Here is a 15,880-nt window from a genome sequence, read left to right as displayed (position 1 = left end):
ATCAGGCGGACGCCCGCTTCGTGGTCTTCTTCGCGGCCGTCTTCTTCGCCGCGGTCTTCGCTGTGGTCTTTTTGGCCGTGGTCTTCTTTGCCGTGGTCTTCTTCGCGGCGGCCGTGTTCTTCTTCGTGCCCGAACTCGTGCCCGAACTCTTCTTCGCCGCGGACCCGGTGGTTTTCGTGGCCGTGCTCTTCGTGGCCGTGCTCTTCTTGCCGCCCTTACCGGCCGGCAGCGTGTGGATCTCGGCGTCCTCCCCTTCGCCCTCCTCCCCCCGCGACCCCTTCGCCGCCCGGACGCTGTTCTCCAGGGCGGCCATGAGGTCGATGACCGTGCCGTCGGACGGGGCGGCCTCCCGCTCGTGCGGGGGCTCGACGCCCTGCAGCCGGGCCTCGATGACCTGCTGGAGCGCCTCCTGGTACTCGTCCCGCAGGGCGGACAGGTCGAAGTCCTCGGAGAGGGTGTCCATCAGCGATTTGGCCATCTTGAGCTCCTGGGGCCGCACCGTGACATCGCCCTCCGGAGCGACGCCGGCCGCGGGCCGCACCTCGTCGGGCCAGAGACAGGTCTGCAGCACCAGGGTGTCCTCGTGCACGCGGAGCACCGCCAGGGATTCCCGCGACCGCAGGGCGATCTTGGTGACCGCGATCTGGCCGGTCTCGATCAGAGCGTCCCGGAGCAGCGCGTAGGGCTTGCTCGCCGTCCGGTCGGAGCTGCCGACGTAGTAGGCCTTGGAGAACATCAGCGGATCGATGGTGTCGGCGTCCACGAAGGCCAGCACGTCGATGACCTTCTTGCTGGGCAGCGGCAGATCCGCGAGGTCGTCGTCCGACAGGGTGATCGTGCTGCCGTCCGGGGCCTCGTAGCCCTTGGTGACCTCGGAGTAGGGGATCTCCTTGTCCTCCGCCTCGCAGAAACGCCGCATCCGCACCCGGGAGCCGTCCTCCTCGTGCACCTGGTGGAGCGGTACGTCGTGCTCCTGGGCAGCCGTGAAGAGCTGGACCGGGATCGTGACCAGCCCGAACGAGATGGCGCCCTTCCAGGTCGCTCGCATGGCGCGCTCCTCTCCCGGGGCTTCTCAGGCTAAGCCGGAGCACGTCACCGCGAAACTCGACGCCGCCCCGTCTGCCCGGCCGGTCTTACACCTTTCCTGGCTGCCAACGGGTGATTGAACCGTGATGTCCACCCGGAGGGCCCAAGATATGGCCCTAATGCAGCACACTCCGGTGGTGGGCGGTCGGATTCCGGTTGACGGTGAGCACGTCCCTACTGCGAATCCGCAGAGCCGACGACGTGTCGGTTCGCGCAGTGGTGGCGGAAGGAACACATCCACATGCGCACAGCTCGTACCCTGTTCGCCGCCGCGGCTGCCACGGCGATCCTCTCCTTCGGTGCACCGGTGGCCATCGCAGCGACGCCCACCCAGTGGACCCCGGACAGCGGCTCGTCGTCGAGCGGCGACTCCGGAAAGTACAGCGGTTCCACCGAGCACGGTCAGTCCGAGCACGGTCAGAAGGACCCCTCCTGGGGCGGCGACAACGACTCATGGAGCGGTAAGGAGCCGCACGGCGGCGTGCACGCCGGTGGCGGCGGTCTCGCGGTGACGGGCAGTGGCCTGGCGGCCGGCACGGTGCTGCTCGTCGGCGGGCTCGGTGCCGGGGCGTACATGCTGCGCCGCCGCACCACCTCGGGCTCCGCCCTCGCCTGATCGCCGTCGAGTCACCCCATGCTGTCGCGGTCGCCGTCTCGTCGGGACGGCGGCCGCGGCGACTGCGTTTTCACGAAGCCGGTTTTCGTACCCGGCTTCCCGCACCCGCTTTGTCGTCCCGTGGAGGGAAGGTTCGCCTCATGACCGCCCAGAAGCCGCCCGAGCCGACCCCGCCGGACCACAGGCGCTCCCTCCTGTGGCCCGCCGCGGCGGTGGCACTCGGGGCGCTCCTCATGTACAACTCCGTCGAAGGCAACGGCACGACCGAACCCCACCCCACGGCCGTCGCCTCCGCCGAGCCAAGCCCGGCCGCGCCCTCCCCGTCCGTCGACCGGACGCTGGTGCTGCCCCGGTCGACACCCACCCGGATCTCCATCCCGGCGATCGGGGTCAACGCCCCCTTCACCAACCTCTCGCTGGGATCGCAGGGAGAGCTCAACCCGCCACCGGCCGACGACAACAACCTGGTCGGCTGGTACATGGGCGGCGCGGCACCCGGCCAGGCCGGCCCGGCCATCGTCGCGGGCCATGTCGACACCAAGACCGGGCCCGCGGTATTCATGCTGCTCTACGCGCTGAAGCCCGGGAACACCATCGACATCGCCCGCGAGGACGGCACGGTCGCCACCTTCAAGGTCGATTCCGTCGAGGAGTTCAGCAAGGCCGACTTCCCGGACAACCGGGTCTACTCCGACACCCCCGACCCGCAACTGCGCCTGATCACCTGCGGAGGGGTGTACGACCACCAGGTCAAGGACTACAAGGACAACGTGGTGGTCTTCGCCCACCTCGACTCCACCGGGACTGTCTGAACGGCCCGCCGCTCGCACGACCGCCGCTCGCACGACTGCTCCCCAATGACTGTCCCCAACGACTGCTTCCCAACGACCGCTGCCCGGCCGGGACGACTCCGGCCGGGCAGCAGTCATGACGGGCAGCGGCCGCCTCAGGGACGGCTCAGCAACGTGCCGAGCACCTCGGCCAGCTCCGCCTCGTGGTCGGTCACCGCTGCCGGCGCCCGCCAGGCGACGAACCCGTCCGGGCGCACCAGCACGGCCCCTTCGGCCGTCGTACCGTGCGCCTCGGCCCAGTCCGTGCCGCCCTCGGTCACCAGGTCGGCGCCTGCTCCGGTGCCCACCGCGTAGACGTCGAGCGGGACGGACAACCGGTCGGTGACCCGTTTGGCCGCCGACCGCCAGGCCTCTTCACCGACGTCGGTGAGTAGCACGAAGGACCGTTCGTAGAGGTCCAGGGTCGACCTGCGGACGCCGTACCGGCTCACCCACAGGTGCGGGGCGCGCGAGCCGGGGTCGCCCGCCAGGCGCATTCCGTCGGGCACGACGGGCTGCTCGGGGTCGGCTCCGACCACCGCGCCACGGGGGTAGCGGTAACCGAGGGCCACCGGGAGCAGTCCGCCCTGCTTGCCGCCGGCCGGTCCGGGGACCGGTGCGTATCCGGGGTGACTGTGCTCCGCCGAGCGGGATGACGCGCGGCGGCTCGTCGCCTCCGCCACCGGCCGGCGCTCCGCCTCGTACGTCTCCAACAGCCCGGCACCCGCTGACCCGTTCAGTACGGCGGCCAGCTTCCAGGTCAGGTTGTGCGCGTCCTGGATGCCGGTGTTGGAGCCGAAGGCGCCGGTGGGGGACATCTCGTGGACCGAGTCACCGGCCAGGAACACCCGGCCCGACGCATAGCGGTCGGCCACCCGTTCGGCGGCGTGCCAGGGCGCCTTGCCGGTGATCTCGACATCGAGGTCGGGCGCCCCGGTGGCCCGGCGGATGTGCGCCACGCAGCGGGCGTCGGTGAAGTCGTCGAGGGTCTCGCCCCGGTCGGGCTGCCACGGCAGGTGGAAGACCCACTGCTCGCGGTTGTCCACGGGCAGCAGTGCGCCGTCCGCGTCCGGACCGGTGAGGTAGCAGACGATGAAACGGCGGTCGCCGACGACATCCGCGAGCTGTCGGGACCGGAAGGTGACGCTCACGTTGTGGAACAGGTCGCCGGCCCCGGACAGCCCGATCCCGAGCCGCTCCCGGACCGGACTGCGCGGTCCGTCGGCCGCGATCAGATAGTCCGCGCGTACGGTGCTGCGCTCGCCACTGCTCCGGTCCTTCAGCACCGCGGTCACCCCGTCGGCGTCCTGGTCGAAGGCGACGAGCTCGGTGGAGAAGCGCAGGTCGCCACCGAGGTCGCGGGCGCATCTCACCAGGACCGGCTCCAGGTCGTTCTGACTGCACAGACACCAGCCGGCCGGGCTGAAGCGCGCCAGTCCGCCACCCGGGTCGATCTCCTTGAACAGCCACTCCTGGTCGTCGCCGGTCAGCGAAACGGCCTGCAGAATCCCGTGGTTGTCGGCGAGCACCGACGCCGCCTCCCGGATCTGCGACTCGACGCCCGCCGTGCGGAACAGTTCCATCGTGCGGACGTTGTTCCCGCGGCCGCGCGGATGCACCGAGGTGTCGGCGTGCTTCTCGACCAGCAGATGCTCCACGTCCAGCCGCCCCAGGAACAGGGAAGCGGACAGGCCCACCAGCGAACCGCCCACGATCAGGACCGGTACGTGGTGGTCGACTTTCTCGTTCATGCGTGCTCCAGCCAGAGGTCCTGCAGGGTGGACAACAGCGTCTGGGTTTTCATGCCCGGCACGGCCTCGTTTCGGACGGCATTCACCCGCATGGTGCCCAGCTCTCGCGCCACTCCCGGCACCGGCTCACGATCGAGCAAGGGTGCGACAGCCCCGAATCCGGGAAGCGGGCCACGGAGAGTGACCGGGAGCCCGCTTCGGATTGCCCCGATGACCGACGACTGACGGTGGGCCCCGGAGGTGACCGCCGTTTCGTCTCGAAGGAGTGTTCCCATGACGGTTTTGTCGGAACGGGTTTCCCAGTCCGCCTTCGACGGCTCGAGACTTCGCGTCGTACTGCTGCTGGACCTGCACGAGGGTGCCCAGGAGCAGTTCCTGCAGGCTTACGAGCAGATGCGCATACAGGTCGCCTCGGTACCCGGCCATGTCAGCGACCAGCTGTGCCAGTCGATCGAGAACCCCTCGCAGTGGCTCATCACCAGCGAGTGGGAGACCGCGCCGCCGTTCCTCGCCTGGGTGAACAGCGAGGAACACGTCCAGATGGTCCAGCCGCTGCACAGCTGCGTACGAAACACCCGTTCGCTGCGTTACAGCGTGCTCCGGGAGACCGGGAACACGGCCGCCGGCGCGGGGACCGCGCCGGTCAGGGGCGGTCTGCAGGCCGCCCCCCGGCTCGGTGACGGGGTGGTCCGCCACGCCCTCACCTTCACGGTGAAGCCCGGCACGGAGGATGTCGTAGCGAAGATCCTTTCCGGCTACGAGTCCCCGGAGGCCCGGGTCGACGAGAACACCCGGCTGCGCCGCACCTCGCTGTTCATGCACGGCAACCGCGTCGTACGGGCCGTCGAGGTCGAGGGCGATCTGCTGGCGGCGCTGCGCCATGTGTCCCAGCAGCCCGAGATCAGGGCGGTCGAAGAGGCGCTCAACCCCTACCTGGAGCAGGACCGGGACCTCTCCGATGCCAACTCCGCCAGGACCTTCTTCACCCGGGCCGCGCTGCCGATGGTGCATCACGAGTCGGCGGGGCGGTACGCGCCTTCGGACGTCCGCAGGCACGCGCTCTTCTACCAGGCCAAGGACGGGTGCGGCACCGCACTGGCCCGGTTGCTGGCCGGTCAGGACGAGGCGGTCGCCGACGACCCGACCACCCCGGTCGCCGGCAGCACCATCTTCCAGCGGGACGACGTCGTGGTGCGGGTCGTCGACGTCGCAGGTCCGGTCGACGCCCGGCCCGGACAGGTGCTGGGCATCGACGGACCCCGCAAGGCGCATGTGCTGGCCCGCCTGCTCGACGGCGGCCCGGACGGCGTGCCGACCACCGAGGAGGGCGCCGCCGGTTTCCTGGAGCGTTCCCGGATGACCCCGATCACCGACCGGAGCGCGTCGGACCGCCCCCCGCGCCGACCCTGACCCGCGCGTCCTCCGGGCGGAGCACCCCGCGCTCCGGCCCTTCGGCTCAGACCCAGGAGAAAGCTGTCATGAACCTGCACCGGCCACGCATCGTGGACCTCAGCGAAACCCAGCCCAACCGAAGGCGCGGAGGCGATCTGCGCGCCATGCTCACGCCGACGGCGGTGGGGGCGACCAGCGGCTTCATGGGCCTGGCTCTCATCGAGCCCGGCGACCGGATCGGCGAGCACTACCACCCGTACTCCGAGGAGTTCGTGTACGTCGTGAACGGCCTCCTCGAGGTCGACCTGGACGGTGAGACCCACAGCATGCGCCCCGACCAGGGGCTCCTCATCCCGCTGAACGTCCGCCACCGTTTCCGCAACGTGGGTGACGTGCAGGCCCGGATGGTCTTCCACCTCGGCCCGCTCGCCCCGCGTCCCGAGCTGGGGCACGTGGACACCGAGGGCGAGGACCTGATCGACCAGGGACCGCCCCCGGAGAGAACGGCGGCCACCTCATGACCCGGCGTGTGGCGGTCACCGGGATAGGTGTCGTCGCCCCGGGCGGCACCGGCATACCGGCCTTCTGGGACCTGCTCGCAGCCGGCCGCACCGCGACCCGGGGCATCACCCTCTTCGACCCGGCGGGTTTCCGCTCCCGGATAGCCGCCGAGTGCGACTTCGACCCCGCGGAGCACGGCCTCGGGGCGGACCAACTGGCGCGGCACGACCGGTACGTCCAGTTCGCGCTGGTCGCAGCGGACGAAGCGCTGCACGACTCCGGCCTCGAGCCCGGCGAGGAGGACCCGTGGCGCATCGGGGTCTCGCTGGGCACCGCGGTCGGCGGCACCACCCGGCTGGAGCAGGACTACGTCGCGGTCAGTGCCAACGGCGCCCGCTGGGACGTCGACCACCGGCCTGCCCGCCCCGAACTGCACCGGGCCTTCTCGCCCAGCTCCCTCGCCTCGGCGGTGGCCGAACAGATCGGCGCGCACGGCCCCGTCCAGACGGTGTCCACGGGCTGCACCTCCGGCCTGGACGCGATCGGGTACGCCTTCCACTCCATCGAGGAGGGCCGGGTCGACGTGTGTCTCGCAGGCGCGTCGGAATCCCCGATCTCCCCCATCACGGTGGCGTGCTTCGACGCCATCAAGGCGACCTCACCCAACAACGACGACCCGGAGCACGCCTCCCGGCCGTTCGACGCCAACCGGGACGGCTTCGTCATGGGCGAGGGCGGCGCCGTGCTCGTCCTCGAGGAGCTCGAACACGCCCGGGCCCGCGGAGCGACCGTCTACTGCGAGATCCAGGGCTACGCCACCTTCGGCAACGCTTACCACATGACCGGGCTGACCCCGGACGGCCTGGAGATGGCACACGCCATCAACACCGCCCTCGACCACGCCCGGCTGGACGGCAGCAGGATCGACTACGTCAACGCACACGGCTCGGGCACCAAACAGAACGACCGGCACGAGACGGCGGCGGTGAAACGGTCGCTCGGCGCCCACGCCCACGAGATACCCATGAGCTCGATCAAGTCGATGGTCGGCCACTCACTCGGTGCCATCGGTGCCATCGAGGTCGTGGCGTGCGTACTGGCACTCAGCCACCAGGTGGTGCCGCCGACGGCCAACTACGAGACCCCCGACCCGGAGTGCGACCTGGACTACGTACCGCGCACCGCCCGTGCGGCGAAGCTGCGCAGCGTTCTCTCGGTCGGCAGCGGGTTCGGCGGTTTCCAGTCCGCTGTGGTGCTGTCCCGGCCCCGTGGGAGGAAAACATGAGTCAACCGAACGACCGGCGCGCGGTCATCACCGGCATCGGTGTCGTCGCCCCCAACGGGACGAGCACCGAGACCTTCTGGAAGAGCACCCAGGAGGGCATCAGCGTCCTGGACCGGGTCACCCGCGAAGGGTGCGAGCAGCTCCCGCTGCGGGTCGCGGGCGAGGTCCGCGACATCGCACTCGACGCGCTGGTCGAGGAGCGCATCCTCGTCCAGACCGACCGGTTCACCCACTTCGCGATGGTGGCGGCGGACCTCGCCCTCGACGACGGCCGGCTGACCCGCGCCGACTACGAGGACGCGCCGTTCGCCGTCGGAGTGGTGACCGCCGCGGGCTCCGGCGGCGGCGAGTTCGGCCAGCGCGAACTGCAACGGCTGTGGGGCCAGGGGCCCCGCTTCGTCGGGCCGTACCAGTCCATCGCCTGGTTCTACGCGGCCAGTACCGGCCAGATCTCCATCCGTGGCGGCTTCAAAGGACCGTGCGGAGTCGTCGCGAGCGACGAGGCCGGCGGCCTGGACGCGCTCGCGCATGCCGCCGGGGCCGTCCGGCGTGGCACCGACGCGGTGGTCGTCGGTGCGGCCGAGGCGCCGCTGGCGCCGTACTCGATGGTCTGCCAGCTCGGTTACGAGGGCCTCAGCACCGAGGAGGACCCCACCCGCGCCTACCGCCCCTTCACCTCCGGCGCGTGCGGGTTCGTACCGGCCGAGGGCGGCGCCATGTTCCTCGTCGAGGACGAGAAGACCGCCGTCGCACGCGGGGCCCGGGTCCGGGCCGAACTCGCCGGGCACGCCACCACCTTCACCGGCGCCTCCCGCTGGGAGGACTCCCGGGAGGGACTGGCCCACGCGATCCGCGGCGCGCTGCGGGCTGCGCGCTGCGCGCCCGAGGAGGTCGACGTCGTCTTCGCGGACGCCCTCGGCATCCCGGACGCCGACCGCGCCGAGGCACTCGCCATCGCCGACGCGCTCGGTGCGCACGGCCGCCGGGTACCGGTGACGGCGCCCAAGTCCGGCACCGGCCGGGCGTACTGCGGTGCCCCGGTACTGGACACCGCCGCCGCGGTACTGGCCATGGAGCACGGCCTGCTGCCGCCCACGCCGAACGTCTTCGACGTCTGCCACGACCTCGACGTGGTCACCGGCACGGCCCGTCCCGCCGAGCTGCGGATCGCGCTCGTGCTGAGCCGCGGGCTGATGGGCTCGAACTCGGCGCTGGTGCTCCGAGGAGCCGCCGGCCCGCCCTCCTGATCGCGCCCTTCGCTCCGCCCACACCCTTCTCTCCGCCCCCACCCCTCGCAGAAAAGGAAACCCTCATGACCCCTGAACTCGACTACCAGGAACTGGCCCTGCTGATGAAGAAGAGCGCGGGCATCACCGTCGACCCGGACGAGCTCGAGAACCGTACGCAGGCCAAGTTCAGCGACTTCGGCCTCGACTCCCTCGGCCTCCTCGGCATCGTCGGCGAGCTCGAGAACCGGCACGGACGAGCGCTGCCGCCCGACGCGGACAAGTGCAAGTCGCCCGCGGAGTTCATCGACATGGTCAACGACGCGCTGCTGATGGGAGCCTGACATGCCCGCACACACCGAGAACGAAATCGTCATCGCGGCCCCGCTGGACCTCGTCTGGGACGTGACCAACGATCTGGAGCACTGGCCGGAGCTGTTCAGCGAGTACGCGGCCATCGAGATCCTCGCCGACGAGGGGAACACCACCACCTTCCGCCTCACCATGCACCCGGACGACAACGGCAAGGTCTGGAGCTGGGTGTCCGAGCGCACCGTCAACCGCGCCTCACACACCGTCGTGGCGCGCCGGGTCGAGACCGGCCCGTTCGACTTCATGGACATCCGCTGGGAGTACACCGAAGTCGTGGACGGCACCCGGATGCGCTGGACGCAGGACTTCGCGATGAAGCCGGACGCGCCGGTCGACGACGACTGGATGGCCGACAACATCAACCGCAACTCGGTCGTCCAGATGGGCCTGATCCGCGACAAGATCGAGCAGCGCGACCGCGAGCGCCGCCCCGAGCCCTCGCGCCGCTGAGCCCCGCCGCCCCCACTGACGCCGCCGCCCCCGCCCGCGCGGGGGCGGCGCTCGGACGGAACACGAAGGGAACACCACCCATGCACCAGGCCCTGATCGTCGCCCGTATGGCGCCGGGCTCCGCGCCCGACATCGCCAAGCTCTTCGAGGCCTCCGACCGAGGTGAGCTGCCTCATCTGGTCGGGGTCACCCGGCGCAGCCTCTTCCAGTTCGGCGACGTGTACATGCACCTGATCGAGTCGGAGAACCCTCCGGGGCCCGAGATCGCGAAGGTGACCCGGACGCCGGCCTTCCAGAACATCAGCGACCAGCTCTCCGCGTACATCAGCCCTTACGACCCGGAGACCTGGCGGAGCCCGAAGGACGCGATGGCCCACGAGTTCTACCGGTGGGAGCGCGGCGCGGCCTGACACACGCCGCAACGCCCCGGTTCCGGCTCTGCGCCGGGACCGGGGCGTTGCGGCGTGGGCCGCCTGTCGGGTTGCTCAGACCGGCACGGTGCACTCGAAGGCGTGCAGATAGGCATTGACCGGCTGGATCTCCCCGACCGCCAGTCCGGCCTCGGTGATCCGGTCCACCAGGCTCTGCCGGGTGTGCTTCGCTCCGCCCACATTGAGCAGTAGAAGCAGGTCCATGGCGGTGGTGAATCGCATCGACGGGCTGTCGTCGACGAGATTCTCGATGATCACGACCCGGGCCCCTGGACGGGCCACCGCGATGACGTTCCGCAGCGTCTTTCGGGTGCTCTCGTCGTCCCACTCCAGAATGTTCTTGACGATGTAGAGGTCGGCGTCGACCGGGATGTCCTGCCGGCAGTCCCCGGCGACGATACGGATCCGGTCGCTGAGGGAACCCCCGTCACGCAGCCGGGAATCCGCCCGCGCCACCACCCCCGGCAGGTCCAGCAGCGTCCCGTGCACCTCCGGGTGCTTCTCCAGCAGACTCGCCAGCACGTGCCCCTGGCCGCCGCCGATGTCCACGACCGTGGCGACGCCCGTCAGGTCGAGCAGTGCGGCGACGTCCAGCGCCGACTGCATGCTGGACGTGGTCATCGCCCGGTTGAAGACCTGCGCCGACTCGGCCGCATCCTCGTGCAGATGGTCGAAGAACTCCTTGCCGAACACCTCGCGGAAGACACTCGACCCGGACCGCACCGCCTCGTCGAGCCGCGGCCAGACGTCCCAGGTCCAGGGTTCGGTGCACCACAGGGCGATGTAGCGCAGGCTCTGCGGGTCGTCGTCCCGCAGCAGCCGGGACATGTCGGTGTGTACGAAGGCGCCGTCCGCGTTCTCGGCGAACACGCCGTAACAGGACAGGGCGCGCAGCAGACGCCGGAGCGGCGCCGGCTCGGTGCGCACGGCCGCTGCCAGGTCGTCCACGGTGGCGGACGACCCGGTGAGCGCGTCCGCGACACCCAGCCGCGCTGCCGCCCGCACGGCCGCGGCCGCCGCCGCACCGAAGGCCAGCTCCCGCAGCCGCATGGCCGGCTGGGCGGCGCCGGGCGGCTCGGTGCCGGCTTGCAGAGTGGTGGCCGCCTGTGCGCCGGCCACCCGGTCACCGGCCACGGCCGGCTTGTCGCCCGGGGAGCAGGTGCAGGTCGCTCCGGGACTTGCGGAGGTGGGACTCGCTGTGGTCATACGTCTTCGCTTCTCCTTGAGACGGGCGAGCGGCGCGGGCAACGGTCAGCACATTCCGGTCGGCTTGGACGCCCCGCAGCGGTTGCGCTCGAAGGTGTTGCCCGATCCGTTGTCGGCGCCGGCCAGGTCGGCGGGCTTGTTGCGCTGCACGACGTTGTCCCTGACGACGTTGTCGGTGTTGGCCGCCCCCACGAAGCTCTTGAAGAGCACCACACCGCCCGCGTAGGGCGAGGTCCCCACGTTGTCCTCGACGGTGTTGGAGCGCACCAGGGTGCCCTGCGAACCGGTGAGGACGATTCCGGCGCCCTGCAGTGCGGGCATCCGGGCGGTGGCGGGGCAGGACTTGTTGTTGTGGTGGACCCAGTTGTCGCTGATGGTCATCTCACCCGCGGTCGGCTTGTTCTCGTCACCCACCACGAAGACGCCGCCGCAGTTTCCGGTGACCTCGTTGTCCGTGACCGAGAGATTCCTGACCCGCCGCAGGGTGACGCCGATCCGGTTGTCCTCCAGTCGGTTGTCCCGCACCACGGTGCCCATCGTGTCGGTGGCGCTGCCCTCGCTCTGGACCACGTTCGCGATCATGATCCCGGAGTCGCCGTTGCCCCGAACGGTGTTGTCACGGAACACACCGCGTACGGACTTCTCCTGAGCGATGCCCCACGTACCGTTCTTCTCGGCCACCACCTGCCGGACGTTCAGTCCGTCGGTCCCGGAGGCCCAGACACCGTTCTTCTTGAAGCCCGACAGGGTCAGCGAGCGGATGTGCACCCCGGTGACTGGTTTGTCCGCGGTACCGATCACGCAGATGCCGCTGCCCAGTTCGGCGCAGCTCTGGGCGGGCTTCGTCATCCTGGTTCCGGGCATCAGGACCGTTTGCGCGCCCCCGCCCATCAGGGTGAGACCCGGCTTGGTGATCAGAACGCTCTCCCGGTAGGTGCCGGGCGCGATGTACACGGTGTCGCCGGGCTGTGCGGCGTTCACCGCCGCCTGGATGGACTGCCCGGGATGCACCACACGCGCCCCGATCGAGGGGGTGGCGGAGGCGAACGGCGGTGCGGCGCCCAGCGAGGTTCCGGCGGCGACGGCCATGCATGCGAGGAGCTTGAGGTGTCGTTTCGTCATGAGCTGAAACTATGAGCAATCACCCCACACTGCCACACGGGGTAACCCTATGGATACTACGGGCGATTATCGGAAGTTCCGGACCAGGACCCGGCCCGCACCTGACTGCCCGTTACGGCGGGGCCCGTGCCTGGCGGTGGGACGCCTCGAAGGGCGTATGGTCGACGACGAAACGGCCTTCGCCGTCATACATGCAGGTTCAGCCTCCCGGCGGTGCGGGCTGTGCGCCATCCGGTCGAGGCGCTCCGGGAGACCACTGCTGGGCGCGGCGCCGAGGTCACGCTTCGGGCCGCCCGGAGCCCCGCAGCTGCGCCACCCGGACGTCGACGCCGGCGGGCGGCCACGTTCCGCGCCGACGGCGGCGTCACCCGGGGTCCGTCGGGCCGCCCTCTACCATGGTGGACTCCGCGGATGGAGCGGGGCCCAGCGCTTCCCCTCGTGTCGCCACGGTCCAGTTGTCGCCACGGTCCAGGAGGCCTTCCGAACGATGGCATACGACAAAGAACTGGCAGACCGCATCCGCGACGCCCTGTCGGGCGAGACCCCGGTCCGGGAGGTGAGGATGTTCGGGGGAGTCACCTTCATGGTCAACGACAAGGCGACGGCCACGGCCGACACTCACGGCCGGCTCATGGTCCGCTGCGATCCGGACCGGGTCGAGGAACTGCTGGATCGCGAGGGAGCTGCCTGGCCGGACATGCGCGGCCGCAAGATGAGCCGGGGCTGGATCGTGGTCGACGCCTACGGCACGGAGTCGGACGAGGCTTTCGACTCCTGGATCGAGGAAGCGCTCACGTACAACCGGAAGGGCAGGAGCGGCAGCGCCGGCTGAGGCCGGGACCTCCGCCGGCTGCCCCTCGGGTGATCCCCGGGCCATCGACGGGGCCCGGTGGATCAGGACCGTCCCGAACCCGCCCCGGGAATGGATCGGTCGACACGTCGGAGCGAGCCACACCCCGCCGAGCCGGCATGTCGAGGGAGCCCGCCGCGCGGCGGCATCGCCCCCGCTTTCTCTACCGCCGGTAGGGAAAGCCGGGGTAGATGTACCCGGCTCCCCAGAACGGCAGGTAACCGTAGTAGCCGTACACATCGGAGTAATGCTCCGGCTTGTCGGCCAGCCCCGGGTCGTACACGGGAGCCCCGGCCACGTGCTCACGGGACTTGTCGATGAACACCTGCTCGCCGGTGATGCGCGTCAGGGCTTCGACGGGGATGAAGGACTTGGTCTCGCCGAATCCCAGAAAGCCGCCGTGCGCGACGAGCAGGAAGCGGACCCGGTGTTCCGCGTCGTCGATCAGAAGATCCTCGACCTTCCCGATGTCGTTCCCGTCGGTGTCCGTCACCGTGCGTCCGCGGATGTCTTCTTCAGCGGTTTCCACCGTCTGCCGGGAATCACCGAGTTTGCTGAGGATCGGCGCGCTGTCGGTCGTCATCTGCGGTCTCCTTGCTCTTCGGATGCCAGAAGCCAGGCGTTCCGTAGTCCGGCAACCGTCGCCTACCCGGCACGCCAGGTGGCAATCGCCGTCGTCGGCCGGCTCTGTACCTACTGGTACGTACGGACGCGTGTCCCGTCGCCCGACAGTCCATCAGGAAGGCGCCCCGGGGAGCCAACGACGACCCGGTGGACGACCCGTACGCGCACACCGACCAGCTCAACGCCATCACCTCGGGCAACAACGGCAGCTGGGCGCACCGATGTGCTCCCCCCGTACCGGCTGGGACGGCCCGTCCGTTACGGGCGGAACGGCCTCGACTTGTCCACCTCGGGCAGTGTTTCGATGACGCTGTGCAGGTGGGCCCGCATGGCGCTCTCTGCCGCTGCGGAGTCCGCCGTGCACAGCGCCTCGATGACGGCGAGGTGCTGCGGCAGCGAAACGTGGGGGCGGCCCGGGTGCATGGCCAGGCGGAACTGGTGGCGGACGTTCTGTCCGTGCAGGCGTTCCAGTACGGCGGAGGCGGTGTTCTGCCCGCTGATGGCCAGGATCCGGCTGTGCAGTTCCCGGTTGAGATCGGAGTACCCGAACACGTCGCCGGTGGCGACGGCCTGCTGCATTCGGGCGCCGATCTCGCGCAGTTCGACGCGGTCCTCGTCGGTGGCCCGCTCCGCCGCCCTGGCCGCGCACAGACCTTCCAGGGCCATGCGGACCTCGGTGATCTCGATGGCCTCGGCGAGCGACACGGCGCGGACGCGGGCACCGCGGTTCGGGATGTGCTCGACGAGTCCTTCGGTCGTCAACTGCGCCAGGGCGTTCCTGACGGCGGCCCGGCCGGCGCCGAACTGCTGGGACAGTTCGGCTTCGACCAGTCGCTGGTTGGGGCCGAACTCCCCGCTGGTGATTGCCTGGCGGATGACGTGAGCAACCGTGGGCTTGACCGGGTCGGCCGACTCGACCGACCCGGTCGTGCCCGCTGCTGCTGCCATGGAGCGCACCCCTGCATTGGCGACAATATTGTCAGTGCAGGGTAGTCGGTGCCCCCGCGTTGGCGCCCTAACGGCGGTGTCACAGCGCGATCGGCGGCTCCACCGGCGGGGTGCCGTGGGTGTGGAAGGACTCGATGGTCTTCAGCCCCCAGGCCTGCCCCTTCGTACGCTCGGCCTCGGTCCAGGTGATGGTCTCCCAGCCCGGTGCGAGCACCGGGCGGGTGAGCGGGTTGCGGAGCTCGATCCGGTTGCCGCCGGCTCGTAGACGGATCCCGCCGCTGCCTGACGCCCGGGCCGCACGGCACCGGACCGGTGTCAGGCCCCGGTGCCGGCGCTGAAGGGGCCGACCTTGGGTACCGACGCCTTGCCGGTGTTGGTGACGGGGCCGCCGGACCAGGCCACCTTGAGGGACGCGGTCTCGTCCGGCGGGGTGATCTCGACCGCAGCCGGCGTGACCGTGGTGACACCGGTCATCTCCGGGTTGCTGAAGGAGAGAGCAGCCCATGCGCTCTTGCCGGGGGCGAGCTTGACGGTGTTCTTCGTTCCGCCGGTGCGCTCCGGGTTGACGGAGACCTCCTGGCCCTTGCTGTTGACGAAGGCCATGCCGGGATAGCCGTGGACAGTGCAGCTGTGGCCGGAGCGGTTGGTCAGCACGAGGGCGAAGTTCTCCTGGCCCGCGCCCGGGTGGTTCGGGCCCACCGCGACTTTCAGGCCGGAGGTGTGGCAGCGCCCGCTGCCGGCGGACTCCGACGCCGGGGTGCCGGTACCGGTGTCACGGGAGGCCGAGGCAGAAGCGGTTCCCCCGTCGCTCTTCGACGAAGCCGTAGGGGTGGAGCTGCCGGACTGTGACTGGTCGGCCGTCGCGTCACCGGAGGCGGGCGCCGCACTGCCCTTGACGCTCTGCGGCGCGGCGGCCCCCGACTTCTTGTCCCCACAACCGGTCAGCAGGGCTGTCGCCGCCAGGACCACGGTGGCGCCCGCGACGATCCGGAAGCACCTGGCGGTGCGCCGACTCGATACCGTCTGCTGCTGCCCGGCGGGCGTCGGGTCCTGGTGCTGTGTCATGGCTGCCCCTCGCTTTTTCTGCTCGTTCTTCGCGCTGTACACAAGCTTCGATGACCGCCCCGGTCGAAAAGTTCACGAGAAGGCGGTGCCTTTTTCTGCGTCCGGTTTCTGCGTCCGGTTTTCTT

General features: G+C 70.1%; 17 protein-coding genes and 1 pseudogene. 10 read left to right on the top strand and 8 right to left on the bottom strand.

Features of this window, described 5'->3' with window-relative positions; all coding sequences use genetic code 11:
* Position 1: 1 nt before the first annotated feature.
* Positions 2-1,048: a Ku protein gene (locus AB0M87_RS02145; protein ID WP_365849360.1), complete on the bottom strand. Its 1,047-nt coding sequence runs from the start codon at positions 1,046-1,048 to the stop codon at positions 2-4.
* Between the two features lie 279 nt (positions 1,049-1,327).
* Between AB0M87_RS02145 and AB0M87_RS02140 the strand changes: the two genes are divergently transcribed.
* Both AB0M87_RS02140 and AB0M87_RS02135 read left to right on the top strand, forming a co-directional pair.
* On the top strand, positions 1,328-1,702 hold the full coding sequence (locus AB0M87_RS02140; protein WP_365849359.1) for a hypothetical protein: 375 nt from the start codon (positions 1,328-1,330) through the stop codon (positions 1,700-1,702).
* 140 nt (positions 1,703-1,842) lie between these two features.
* On the top strand, positions 1,843-2,514 hold the full coding sequence (locus tag AB0M87_RS02135; protein ID WP_365849357.1) for a class F sortase: 672 nt from the start codon (positions 1,843-1,845) through the stop codon (positions 2,512-2,514).
* 134 nt (positions 2,515-2,648) lie between these two features.
* On the opposite strand, the gene AB0M87_RS02130 is transcribed toward AB0M87_RS02135, so the two are convergent.
* Positions 2,649-4,283 carry an FAD-dependent monooxygenase gene (locus tag AB0M87_RS02130; protein ID WP_365849355.1) on the bottom strand — a complete coding sequence of 545 codons (1,635 nt, stop codon included), beginning with the start codon at positions 4,281-4,283 and terminating at the stop codon, positions 2,649-2,651.
* Positions 4,284-4,556: 273 nt separating this feature from the next.
* Between AB0M87_RS02130 and AB0M87_RS02125 the strand changes: the two genes are divergently transcribed.
* From AB0M87_RS02125 to AB0M87_RS02095, 7 genes are all read left to right on the top strand, one after another.
* Positions 4,557-5,693, top strand: a complete 1,137-nt coding sequence (locus tag AB0M87_RS02125) for a SchA/CurD-like domain-containing protein (RefSeq protein ID WP_365849353.1) — start codon at positions 4,557-4,559, stop codon at positions 5,691-5,693.
* A gap of 68 nt (positions 5,694-5,761) precedes the next feature.
* On the top strand, positions 5,762-6,196 hold the full coding sequence (locus AB0M87_RS02120) for a cupin domain-containing protein (RefSeq protein WP_365849351.1): 435 nt from the start codon (positions 5,762-5,764) through the stop codon (positions 6,194-6,196).
* A complete protein-coding gene (locus AB0M87_RS02115; protein ID WP_365849349.1) occupies positions 6,193-7,461 on the top strand; it encodes a beta-ketoacyl-[acyl-carrier-protein] synthase family protein in 1,269 nt (422 codons plus the stop codon). The genes AB0M87_RS02120 and AB0M87_RS02115 overlap by 4 nt, the downstream gene beginning before the upstream one ends.
* A complete protein-coding gene (locus AB0M87_RS02110) occupies positions 7,458-8,708 on the top strand; it encodes a ketosynthase chain-length factor (protein WP_365849348.1) in 1,251 nt (416 codons plus the stop codon). Before AB0M87_RS02115 ends, AB0M87_RS02110 begins: the two co-directional genes overlap by 4 nt.
* A gap of 65 nt (positions 8,709-8,773) precedes the next feature.
* Positions 8,774-9,031 (top strand): acyl carrier protein, encoded by a 258-nt coding sequence (locus tag AB0M87_RS02105; protein ID WP_365849346.1) that lies wholly within the window; start codon positions 8,774-8,776, stop codon positions 9,029-9,031.
* Position 9,032: 1 nt separating this feature from the next.
* Entirely contained in the window at positions 9,033-9,509 is a 477-nt protein-coding gene (locus AB0M87_RS02100; RefSeq protein ID WP_365849345.1) for an SRPBCC family protein, read from the top strand.
* A gap of 80 nt (positions 9,510-9,589) precedes the next feature.
* Positions 9,590-9,919: a TcmI family type II polyketide cyclase gene (locus AB0M87_RS02095; protein ID WP_365849343.1), complete on the top strand. Its 330-nt coding sequence runs from the start codon at positions 9,590-9,592 to the stop codon at positions 9,917-9,919.
* A 75-nt stretch (positions 9,920-9,994) separates the two neighbouring features.
* Here AB0M87_RS02095 and AB0M87_RS02090 read toward each other — a convergent pair whose 3' ends face one another.
* The gene (locus AB0M87_RS02090) at positions 9,995-10,990 is read right to left on the bottom strand and encodes a methyltransferase (RefSeq protein WP_365849873.1); all 996 of its coding nucleotides are present in this window, start codon (positions 10,988-10,990) and stop codon (positions 9,995-9,997) included.
* 201 nt (positions 10,991-11,191) lie between these two features.
* Complete coding sequence (locus tag AB0M87_RS02085) at positions 11,192-12,268, bottom strand: right-handed parallel beta-helix repeat-containing protein (RefSeq protein WP_365849342.1); 1,077 nt, start codon at positions 12,266-12,268, stop codon at positions 11,192-11,194.
* A 487-nt stretch (positions 12,269-12,755) separates the two neighbouring features.
* Here AB0M87_RS02085 and AB0M87_RS02080 point away from each other — a divergent pair, with 487 nt between their 5' ends.
* Positions 12,756-13,100: a TfoX/Sxy family protein gene (locus AB0M87_RS02080; RefSeq protein ID WP_365849340.1), complete on the top strand. Its 345-nt coding sequence runs from the start codon at positions 12,756-12,758 to the stop codon at positions 13,098-13,100.
* Positions 13,101-13,281: 181 nt separating this feature from the next.
* On the opposite strand, the gene AB0M87_RS02075 is transcribed toward AB0M87_RS02080, so the two are convergent.
* From AB0M87_RS02075 to AB0M87_RS02060, 4 genes and pseudogenes are all read right to left on the bottom strand, one after another.
* On the bottom strand, positions 13,282-13,701 hold the full coding sequence (locus tag AB0M87_RS02075; RefSeq protein ID WP_365849338.1) for a PRC-barrel domain-containing protein: 420 nt from the start codon (positions 13,699-13,701) through the stop codon (positions 13,282-13,284).
* Positions 13,702-14,000: 299 nt separating this feature from the next.
* Positions 14,001-14,690 carry a GntR family transcriptional regulator gene (locus AB0M87_RS02070; RefSeq protein WP_365849337.1) on the bottom strand — a complete coding sequence of 230 codons (690 nt, stop codon included), beginning with the start codon at positions 14,688-14,690 and terminating at the stop codon, positions 14,001-14,003.
* A gap of 79 nt (positions 14,691-14,769) precedes the next feature.
* A pseudogene (locus tag AB0M87_RS02065) lies at positions 14,770-14,946 on the bottom strand (catechol 2,3-dioxygenase); the annotation flags it as partial.
* Positions 14,947-15,005: 59 nt separating this feature from the next.
* Positions 15,006-15,755 carry a DUF4232 domain-containing protein gene (locus AB0M87_RS02060; protein ID WP_365849335.1) on the bottom strand — a complete coding sequence of 250 codons (750 nt, stop codon included), beginning with the start codon at positions 15,753-15,755 and terminating at the stop codon, positions 15,006-15,008.
* Positions 15,756-15,880 lie beyond the last annotated feature (125 nt).

The organism is Streptomyces sp. NPDC051320 (genome assembly GCF_040682175.1).
In the GTDB taxonomy this organism is placed as follows: domain Bacteria; phylum Actinomycetota; class Actinomycetes; order Streptomycetales; family Streptomycetaceae; genus Streptomyces.
Note: the sequence above shows the minus strand (reverse complement) of the source record. Positions and strands in the feature narration are given on the sequence as shown.

What these genes read in the sequence shown, in the direction of transcription:
- AB0M87_RS02145 (WP_365849360.1), bottom strand. Translation starts at nt 1,048, where the DNA reads ATGCGAGCGACCTGGAAGGGCGCCATCTCGTTCGGGCTGGTCACGATC.
- AB0M87_RS02140 (WP_365849359.1), top strand. Translation starts at nt 1,328, where the DNA reads ATGCGCACAGCTCGTACCCTGTTCGCCGCCGCGGCTGCCACGGCGATC.
- AB0M87_RS02135 (WP_365849357.1), top strand. Translation starts at nt 1,843, where the DNA reads ATGACCGCCCAGAAGCCGCCCGAGCCGACCCCGCCGGACCACAGGCGC.
- AB0M87_RS02130 (WP_365849355.1), bottom strand. Translation starts at nt 4,283, where the DNA reads ATGAACGAGAAAGTCGACCACCACGTACCGGTCCTGATCGTGGGCGGT.
- AB0M87_RS02125 (WP_365849353.1), top strand. Translation starts at nt 4,557, where the DNA reads ATGACGGTTTTGTCGGAACGGGTTTCCCAGTCCGCCTTCGACGGCTCG.
- AB0M87_RS02120 (WP_365849351.1), top strand. Translation starts at nt 5,762, where the DNA reads ATGAACCTGCACCGGCCACGCATCGTGGACCTCAGCGAAACCCAGCCC.
- AB0M87_RS02115 (WP_365849349.1), top strand. Translation starts at nt 6,193, where the DNA reads ATGACCCGGCGTGTGGCGGTCACCGGGATAGGTGTCGTCGCCCCGGGC.
- AB0M87_RS02110 (WP_365849348.1), top strand. Translation starts at nt 7,458, where the DNA reads ATGAGTCAACCGAACGACCGGCGCGCGGTCATCACCGGCATCGGTGTC.
- AB0M87_RS02105 (WP_365849346.1), top strand. Translation starts at nt 8,774, where the DNA reads ATGACCCCTGAACTCGACTACCAGGAACTGGCCCTGCTGATGAAGAAG.
- AB0M87_RS02100 (WP_365849345.1), top strand. Translation starts at nt 9,033, where the DNA reads ATGCCCGCACACACCGAGAACGAAATCGTCATCGCGGCCCCGCTGGAC.
- AB0M87_RS02095 (WP_365849343.1), top strand. Translation starts at nt 9,590, where the DNA reads ATGCACCAGGCCCTGATCGTCGCCCGTATGGCGCCGGGCTCCGCGCCC.
- AB0M87_RS02090 (WP_365849873.1), bottom strand. Translation starts at nt 10,990, where the DNA reads ATGCGGCTGCGGGAGCTGGCCTTCGGTGCGGCGGCGGCCGCGGCCGTG.
- AB0M87_RS02085 (WP_365849342.1), bottom strand. Translation starts at nt 12,268, where the DNA reads ATGACGAAACGACACCTCAAGCTCCTCGCATGCATGGCCGTCGCCGCC.
- AB0M87_RS02080 (WP_365849340.1), top strand. Translation starts at nt 12,756, where the DNA reads ATGGCATACGACAAAGAACTGGCAGACCGCATCCGCGACGCCCTGTCG.
- AB0M87_RS02075 (WP_365849338.1), bottom strand. Translation starts at nt 13,701, where the DNA reads ATGACGACCGACAGCGCGCCGATCCTCAGCAAACTCGGTGATTCCCGG.
- AB0M87_RS02070 (WP_365849337.1), bottom strand. Translation starts at nt 14,690, where the DNA reads ATGGCAGCAGCAGCGGGCACGACCGGGTCGGTCGAGTCGGCCGACCCG.
- AB0M87_RS02060 (WP_365849335.1), bottom strand. Translation starts at nt 15,755, where the DNA reads ATGACACAGCACCAGGACCCGACGCCCGCCGGGCAGCAGCAGACGGTA.